At 42.0% G+C, this 7,985-nt stretch carries 8 protein-coding genes; 2 read left to right on the top strand and 6 right to left on the bottom strand.

What is annotated here, in order from left to right:
* Positions 1-6: 6 nt before the first annotated feature.
* From ACWB1W_RS08160 to lysS, 5 genes are read right to left on the bottom strand one after another with little or no spacing between them, the layout of a single operon-like run.
* A complete protein-coding gene (locus tag ACWB1W_RS08160) occupies positions 7-1,266 on the bottom strand; it encodes an ArnT family glycosyltransferase (protein ID WP_479370872.1) in 1,260 nt (419 codons plus the stop codon).
* 10 nt (positions 1,267-1,276) lie between these two features.
* The gene (locus tag ACWB1W_RS08165) at positions 1,277-2,485 is read right to left on the bottom strand and encodes a TolC family protein (RefSeq protein WP_479370873.1); all 1,209 of its coding nucleotides are present in this window, start codon (positions 2,483-2,485) and stop codon (positions 1,277-1,279) included.
* Positions 2,482-2,973: a thioredoxin family protein gene (locus ACWB1W_RS08170; RefSeq protein WP_479370874.1), complete on the bottom strand. Its 492-nt coding sequence runs from the start codon at positions 2,971-2,973 to the stop codon at positions 2,482-2,484. The genes ACWB1W_RS08165 and ACWB1W_RS08170 overlap by 4 nt, the downstream gene beginning before the upstream one ends.
* Positions 2,973-3,848, bottom strand: a complete 876-nt coding sequence (locus ACWB1W_RS08175) for a HepT-like ribonuclease domain-containing protein (RefSeq protein ID WP_479370875.1) — start codon at positions 3,846-3,848, stop codon at positions 2,973-2,975. The genes ACWB1W_RS08170 and ACWB1W_RS08175 overlap by 1 nt, the downstream gene beginning before the upstream one ends.
* A gap of 38 nt (positions 3,849-3,886) precedes the next feature.
* Complete coding sequence (gene lysS / locus ACWB1W_RS08180; RefSeq protein WP_479370876.1) at positions 3,887-5,605, bottom strand: lysine--tRNA ligase; 1,719 nt, start codon at positions 5,603-5,605, stop codon at positions 3,887-3,889.
* 26 nt (positions 5,606-5,631) lie between these two features.
* On the opposite strand from lysS, the gene ACWB1W_RS08185 reads away from it, so the two are divergent.
* Positions 5,632-6,123, top strand: coding sequence for a cation:proton antiporter regulatory subunit (locus tag ACWB1W_RS08185; protein WP_479370877.1), 492 nt, complete (start codon positions 5,632-5,634; stop codon positions 6,121-6,123).
* 2 nt (positions 6,124-6,125) lie between these two features.
* Positions 6,126-7,388, top strand: coding sequence for a cation:proton antiporter (locus tag ACWB1W_RS08190; protein WP_479370878.1), 1,263 nt, complete (start codon positions 6,126-6,128; stop codon positions 7,386-7,388).
* Here the strand turns inward: ACWB1W_RS08190 and ACWB1W_RS08195 are convergent.
* Complete coding sequence (locus ACWB1W_RS08195) at positions 7,291-7,917, bottom strand: lysophospholipid acyltransferase family protein (RefSeq protein WP_479370879.1); 627 nt, start codon at positions 7,915-7,917, stop codon at positions 7,291-7,293. The genes ACWB1W_RS08190 and ACWB1W_RS08195 overlap by 98 nt on opposite strands.
* Positions 7,918-7,985: the final 68 nt, after the last annotated feature.

Here is a 7,985-nt window from a genome sequence, read left to right on the forward strand (position 1 = left end):
CACCACTTATCTGATTCGGACGAGAACTTCCTTTCCCTCAAACTCAAAACCTTCAAGGATAATCTCGTAATTTTTTAGCTTCTTCAGGTGTTTCTTCTTCGTAATTACGTAGTCTCCCCTTGAAAACTTATCCTTTTGGGGTATACATCTGTAGAGGTATGCAACGATAGCGGAGTTTTCGTGTTTGTAAAAGTAAAGGTGTTTCGGGTTTTCCCTTTTTAAATACTCAACGACTTTAGGAGTGAATCTCTTAGACTCATAGTAGTTTACTCCGAAAAGTAGAAAACAAAAGAGAGCCAAAGCCACAGTGTAAGCTTTTTTTAGGTAATTCCTTGTTGTGTAATTCCCGAGTATCACCGCAAGCGGAGGGTATGAAAAGAGTATATAGTGGTGGAGCTTGTTTTTGGAAAGTGAGTAAAATAAGATAACTACAAGGAACCATAAAATAAAGAAATTAAGTTTTTTATCGTAATTCTTAATTATTTTCGGAATTAACGGTAGGAATAAAAGCGAGCTTATGAGGGTTAAAAGGGGGTAAAAGTAGATAGGCATCGGATGAAGTTCGTACTTTCCCGTGAACCTGTATATGTTCTCGTAAACGAAGAACTTAAAAAAGTATTCCCACCCGTATAAATAAATCATCAGGAAATACCAAGAGAAGCCCACAATCAGGAAAAGGATAATACCTTTAGTTTCCAGGAAGCTTAATCTCCTTCTCCAGAGCGTATATATTAGTAGCGGGAGGAGTCCTACAGGTCCTTTTGTTAGAAATGCAAAAGCCAAAGAAAGCCAAGCAAGGGTAAACCTCTCCTTTAGGAGGAGGTATAAACCGAGTGTGGAGAAAAATACGAGGGTAAACTCGGGAACGTAAGCCCTTGCTTCCACCCAGTTGTGTATTAGGAGCGTAAAAACAAGGGAGGAGAAAAAAGCTTTTTCTTTTGGTAAAAATTCCCTTGAAAAAAGGTAAACGAGAAAGGCGGTGAGGGTAGCCGACAATCCCGAAACGAGCCGTGCGGAAAACTCGGACGGTCCGAATAAGAAAAAGGATACACTACCAAGCCAGTAAAGGAGAGGAGGTTTTTCAAATCTCGGACCACAGTTGTATTCGGGAATTACGAAGTTTCCCGTTTTTAACATATGAAGTGTGGCGTAAAAGTTTCTCCCTTCATCAAGAGACGTGAGGGATAAAAACCAGTTTCCGAAGATGAAGAAAATAAGAGAGGAAAGGAGTATGTAAAGGTAAGCTTTCCTTTCTGAGGGGTGCATCTTCAAAATTTTACTTTAAGAAAAACTGTGTTCCTTTGAGGGCTTTCTCGGGGTTCATACCTACGGTGTGATAGACGGTCATTAAAAAGAGTAGAATGTTTACCTTACTCTCAAGGAGTATTCTCTCGGCTTGAGTGTAGTAAGCCATTGCATAACCGAGGTCAAAGGCGAGCTGTAGCTCATACTGGGAACGTTTCAGCTCAAGGTTTTCTTCGGCCCATTTCATATTAGTTTTGGCGTAAAGGTATTTCCCGATATACTCGTCCCAGATGTATGGAAAGGTGTAAACTTTTTCCTTTACTTCCTCTTTCATCTCTTCGTATTCTCTCCTTAGGGATTTTATCTTTTCTTTTATACTCTTTACCCTGAACCTCTGGGATGGGTCAAATAGGGGGATGTTCAGGTATGCGTTTATTTCTGTGTACTTTCTACCGTTTTCAAGGTTTTTCCCGAGTTTTCCCTCAAGGACGAGTTCGGGAAAGAACAGCCTTTTACTTCCCTTCTCAAGCTTCCTGTAGTAAGCTATCTCGTGTTTTTTTATTCTCAAACGGTAGTTGTTATCAACATATTTAAGGAGTTTTTTCTCGTCAAAAGTTTTATTTTCGGGAACTTTGAAGTTTAAGGGCTTTAGGTTAAGGTCCTCCTCCATCCTTATACCGAGGTATCGCTTGAGTCTGTATAGGGTCTCGTTATACTTTCTTTGAACCTCAAGGAGTTTTGAACGGTAATACCTGTATTTTCTTTCCCATTCAGCTACCTTAACCCTGTCGGACAGTCCCAATCTTATTTTCTCCCTTTCCCTATCAAACCTCACGTAGGAGACCGCCATAAACTCCCTGAGTTCCTGTGCGTATACGTCGTAAATAAGAATTGAGGTGTAAAGCTTAGCCACTTCTATCTTTAATCTGTTTTTAAACTCCTCAAGGGTTATTTTCGCCATCTTTTCCCTTTCTTTTTGTGCCTGAATGTTGTGAAGTCTTTTTGTAAACTCAAGGAGAAGGACCCTCGCAACGAGCTCAAGCTTATCCTTTGAAAGTCTTGTATCAACCTGAGGTGAAAATCTCTCAACAACCGATAATTTTCTCTCGTAAATAGCGGATTTGACTTCCCTTTCAAACTTTTTTAGGGTTCTGTTGTTCTTAAGGGCAAGTTTTATTGCCTCTTCAAGGGATATCTCAAGGGAGAAGGAAAGGGAAACCAGAATTAGAAGAATTATCATTCTTTATGTTTATACGTTCTTTTAAATTTGTAGAAGCTCATTTTCTTGTGGTGTCCCTCAACGATAAACTTTCCTATCAGAAGAAACTCCTCAGGTGGTATGTAGCCGGGAATTGATAAGATAACCTTTCCCTGTTGGTCAAAGAAGACAAAGTGGGGCGTTGCCCTAACTCTAAACTTGTGGGCGAGTTCTTTCTCGGTCATCTCTCTTCCGTCAAAGTATACAACAGGATTAGAACCTTTTATGTCTATCTCAACCATGTAAAAATGCCTTGTAAAGAACTCTCTAACCCTCGGGTTCTGAAAGGTTATCCTCCTCATCTTGTCGCAAAAAGGACACCCTTCTTGTTCAAACATTATAAAGAGATACTTTCCCTCACTCTGCGCTTCCTCAAGATCCTCCTTTAGGTTTAGAAAAGAGAGCTTCTTAAAGGGAACCTCCTGTGAAAGAAGTATTATGGGAAAGAGAAAGATTAGTAGAACCACCATTATTTACCCCCGGCTTTAGCCTTTTCTTGGAGGAGTTCCTTAAGGGAGCTTGATATCTCCCTTAAAACGGGTATGAACTTGTCGTTTAGCTCTTTGAGTGAGTTGTAAAGCTCTTCCGGGCTTACCTCCCACGTGCTTATCAGCTTATTCTTAAGGAGCATCATCTTAAAAACTGTATCGTAATAACTTTCGGGAATAACGCTTTTTTCAACCATCTTTGTGAGGCAGTCGTCCCCGAACTTCTTTATACCGAACTTGGGAGCTAAATGTTTGCATATATCAAATAGGGAGTCGTAAGCAACCTGGTAGAAATACTTAACTCTATCGTAATACATGGGTGTTTTCTTGAACTCATCAATACCTTGGGAAAGAACGAAGTCTATCTTTTTGACCGAGTCTTTTATGAACTTCGCCTTCTCGTTTAAGAGGTCAAAGTCTATGAGGAGGTAGTTCCCCGTTGTTTTCTTTACATACTCTATTACTCCCCTCGCGTACTCCTTAAAGAGTATTAGGTTGTTCTTAAGAAAGTCATAAAGCTCCTCCGGAGAAACGCTTTCTTTTAGGTCTCTGTATCGGAAGTAAAACTCGGAAAACTTTTTAAGGTCTTCTGCGAAGGGAAGTTCCATGAACTTGGCGAGTTTATACAGGCAGTCTTTTGAAGAGGTCTTTACTCCGTAAACCGTTGATAGGTGTCTGCATACCCTCATACTGCTTTCAAAGGCGAGGTTAAAGTCTATCCTTACCCTGTCTTGAACGAGCTTGTTTTTGACAAACTCCTCTTTGGGAATCTCAAGGTTTTTCTTGAGGTCAACGTATGCCTTCTCAAGGTTGTGGAAAGCTTCTATTATAAGACTTATCTTCGGCGATTTCTTCATGATAAGAAAAAATTTAAAACGTAAAGGGAAAGAAAAAACTAAGATTTCTTAACCTTTAACTGGGGAAAGAGTATAACCTCTCTTATGGAGTCCGTGTTTGCAAGTATCATAACAAGTCTGTCTATTCCTATTCCTTCACCCGCCGTGGGGGGCATTCCGTACTCAAGGGCTCTTATAAAGTCTTCGTCCATATCCATAGCTTCCTCATCACCCATCTGTTTTTCCTTTAACTGCTGTAGGAACCTTTCTTTCTGGTCTATGGGGTCGTTTAGCTCCGTATAGGCGTTCGCGACTTCATATCTCGCTACGATTAGTTCAAACCTCTCAACGAGGTCGGAGTCCTCCCTGTGGGTTTTCGCAAGGGGTGAAAGTATCTTGGGAAAGTCTATAACGAACGTGGGCTGTATCAGTTCCTCTTCCCCGACCTTTTCAAATATCTTGTCTAAAAGCTTTGCGTGGGTCATCTTGTCTACGTCGGGGATTTCAAGCTCTTTTGCAAGCTTCTTCACACCTTCGAGGTCTTTCAGGAAAAAGTCTTTATCCTTTCCCGTTTTTTCTTCCAGAAGTTCAAAGTATCTAACCTTCTTAAAGGGTGGTGAGAAATCAAGTTCCCGGTCTCCGTATTTAACCTTTAGCGTTCCGAGGGTTTTCTCAAGGAGGTAAACGAACATATCTTCTGTGAACTTCATAAGGTCGTGGTAGTCCCAGTATGCTGCGTAAAACTCAACCATAGTGAATTCGGGGTTGTGGGTTCTGTCAACGCTTTCGTTTCTGAAGTTCTTCCCTATTTCGTAAACTCTCGGAAATCCTCCGACTATGAGTCTTTTAAGGTAAAGCTCCGGAGCTATCCTTAGGTAGAGCTCCGTCTCAAGGAAGTTATGGTATGTGACAAAGGGTTTTGCGTTTGCTCCGCTCGCTATAGGTTGGAGTATGGGCGTTTCAACCTCTATAAAACCGTGCATCTCAAAGAACTTCCTCATCTCCGAGATTAACTTCGTTCTTAGCATGAATATCCTTCTCGCTTCGGGATTAGCTATCAGGTCTAAATACCTTTGTCTGTATCTCACCTCAACGTCTTTAAGACCGTGCCACTTCTCGGGAAGGGGGTGAAGGGATTTTGAAAGAAGCTCATACTCTTCAACCTCAACGGTTAGTTCTCCCGTATTTGTCCTGAAGAGCTTCCCCCTAACTCCTACGATATCCCCTACATCTATGTAATCGTTGAAAAACTTAAGCTTTTCCTCTCCGAGAACGTCCTTCTTGAGGTATATCTGTATCTTCCCCGTTAAGTCCTGTATGTGTCCGAAAATAGCCCTTCCCATACTTCTCATGGATACGAGTCTTCCCGCAAGGGATACGGGTCTGAAGTTCGGGTCGTAATCAAACTGTTCCTTTACCTTCTTTATCTCTTCCGCTTCTCCTTCGGATAGTTTTGCATCAACTAAGCTTAATTTTCCTTCAACCCTCTTTAAGAAACCCTCAAAGGTGTACTCCTCTTTAGGTTTTAATCCCTCCTCCTTTGTAAAGACAAGTATCTCAATACCTTCTTTGTCTGCGAGTCTTACCATGTATCCCTCTTCCGTTCTTGAGACCCTTTTTGCCAGCCCTCTTACCCTAACCTTAAGGTTTTCGGGAGGTTCTTCCTCATACTGCTTCCTTATGTTTCCTATAAAGTCCGTTACCTCAAATCTGTAAGGATATGGGTTTATGCCTTTCTCCTGAAGTTCCCTGAGTTTTCTTAATCTTACTTCTTCCATAAGGAAGGATTATAATATCTTCCATAGTGCGTATTAAGGAAACGGAACTTCCCGGTGTAGGTAAGAAGTATACGATAGAGCTTGAAGAAGGAGGTGAGCTCACCCTTATAATTCACAACACGGGAAGAAGGGAGCTTTACCTTGTTGAAGAGGAGGAGGAAGAACCAAGTTGTGTATTTTCCTTAACGGAAGAGGAGGCAAGAGAACTCGGATTTCTCCTTGCGGGAACCACGTTTCAGACGGTAAGCACGGAGAAGATGGAACTCCTTATGAAAGAAATCGTTATGGAGTGGGTTAAGGTGGGGGAAAACTCTTCCTTTATCGGAAAGACGATAGCGGAGCTTGAGATAAGAAGAAAGACGGGTGTATCAATTATCGCCATTATCAGAGACGGTGAGATGATACCAAGCCCCGACCCTTATAAAGAAAAAGTAGAGGCGGGGGATACGTTAATCGTAGTAGGAACCAGGGAACAGCTCCTTAAGTTTTTGGACATGTGCGGAGATTGTAGCACCTAACGATGGAAGAAAATATATACCACATACTGGAAGAGGTAAGTCCCTACCTTGTTCTACTCTTTATGTTCATATTCGCTTACGTCTTTAAAAGGATAAGTGTTCCCGCAATCGTTGCCTTCATGACGGTGGGATTCCTCGCTAAGTTTTTCGTTGAGCCCCAAAGTATGGAAAAGTTTGAGATATTCAAGCACGCGGGAATAATACTCCTCTTTTTCTTCATAGGGCTTGAATACTCCTTTGAGAAGCTCAGGAATATGCTGGGTGCCTGGAAGACGGGAACCGTTGATTTCATACTTAACTTCATTCCGCCCTTTATTCTCGCTTACATTTTCGGTTTTAACTTAATATCTGCTTTAATCATTGCAGCTGTTTTTTATCCGTCAAGCACCTCAATAATTGCCAAGCTTCTTATGGACTACAAGCGTATAGCTTCACCCGAGGCGGAGCTTCTGATAGGTATTCTCATATTTGAGGACCTTGTAGCGATTTTACTTCTTTCCCTGATTATTCCCCTGAAGGAAGCGGGAAAAGTTGAACCCGTAATCCTACCCATAAGCTTTCTCAAGGTGGGTGTTGCATTAGCCTTCTTCTGGGTTCTTCACAGATTTGTAATCCCAAGAATTACCCGCTGGCTTGACTCGCTATCGGAAGAGGAAACCTTTATCTTTTTCACCCTCGGTGTTGTTCTTACGGTTGGAACACTCTTTCACTCCCTGGGTGTTTCCGAAGCTCTCGGGGCCTTTCTTCTCGGCGTTATAGTTCCGGAGACGAAGGTTCTTGAGAATATAGAAAAACAGCTCTCGGACCTGAAGGAGCTATCAATGGGGCTCTTTTTCTTCTTCTTCGCTTACGAAACGGAACTAACAGTTCCCAAAGAGATTTTTTTCCTCGTTACACTCTTTTTCCTCGGAATAATTCTTAAGATTGTTTCCACATACATAGCGGCATACCTTATGGGACTTAAGAAAAAGACGAGACTAAGGGCTTCCCTTTCTTTCGTTCCGAGGGGAGAGTTCTCCGTTATAATGACCTCTTTTGAGCCAAGTATAAAGAGTGTGTCTATTCCCTTTATATTCGGAACCGCGGTTATTGGAAGTATTCTCTTCGTTGTAGCTCCTAAGATAGCGGACCTCGTTTACCCGCCGAAGAAAAAGAAGAAGAGAAGGGTCAAGCGTCCGAGGAAAGCCTATTTAAAATCCCCTCAAGCCTTTTCCGAGCACCCTCCAGGTCTTCGTTCGGAGAAACAGAAAACTCTTCCCCAATAACAACCTCTCCCCTCGTGAAAGGCTTGGGAATTATCATACGATCCCACGTGTTTAGCTTCACGTAGTCCTCAAATTTTACACCTACGGGTATTATCACACTTCCCGTTTTCTGGGAAAGGTAAACAACACCTTTTTTTACCTCAAAAGGGGGGCCCTTCGGACCATCAACGGTTACCGCTACGTTCTTTCCTTCCCTTAACAGTTCTATAAGCTTCTTTGTTGCGGTTCTTCCTCCCTTGTGGGACTTTCCCTCCTCTGTTGACCCCCTTACTACCTCAAACCCTAGGTGTTTTAAAAGCCTTGCCGCTATCTCACCGTCCCGAAATCTACTAACTAAAACAACTATACCCCTATCCATACCGAAGAGGGCAAGACCGAGGGCATGCCCGTGCCAAAGTGCGTAAATCTTACCCCTGTCTTTTCTGAACTCATACCTTTTCTTCCACCTTATAGTTCTCCCGAGAATTCTTATAAAGAGGGCTATCAAAGGAATTAGTAGGAGTATAAGTCTATACTTTATTTTTTTCATTCTTAAGAAAGTTTAGTGGTGGGCTGCCCAAAGGCAACCCAAGATTCTATTATATGGATTAAAGGCGA

The organism is Aquifex sp., from assembly GCF_056494385.1.

Coding starts and splice junctions, on each gene's coding strand:
- ACWB1W_RS08160 (WP_479370872.1), bottom strand. CDS start 1,266: ATGCACCCCTCAGAAAGGAAAGCTTACCTTTACATACTCCTTTCCTCT.
- ACWB1W_RS08165 (WP_479370873.1), bottom strand. CDS start 2,485: ATGATAATTCTTCTAATTCTGGTTTCCCTTTCCTTCTCCCTTGAGATA.
- ACWB1W_RS08170 (WP_479370874.1), bottom strand. CDS start 2,973: ATGGTGGTTCTACTAATCTTTCTCTTTCCCATAATACTTCTTTCACAG.
- ACWB1W_RS08175 (WP_479370875.1), bottom strand. CDS start 3,848: ATGAAGAAATCGCCGAAGATAAGTCTTATAATAGAAGCTTTCCACAAC.
- lysS (WP_479370876.1), bottom strand. CDS start 5,605: ATGGAAGAAGTAAGATTAAGAAAACTCAGGGAACTTCAGGAGAAAGGC.
- ACWB1W_RS08190 (WP_479370878.1), top strand. CDS start 6,126: ATGGAAGAAAATATATACCACATACTGGAAGAGGTAAGTCCCTACCTT.
- ACWB1W_RS08195 (WP_479370879.1), bottom strand. CDS start 7,917: ATGAAAAAAATAAAGTATAGACTTATACTCCTACTAATTCCTTTGATA.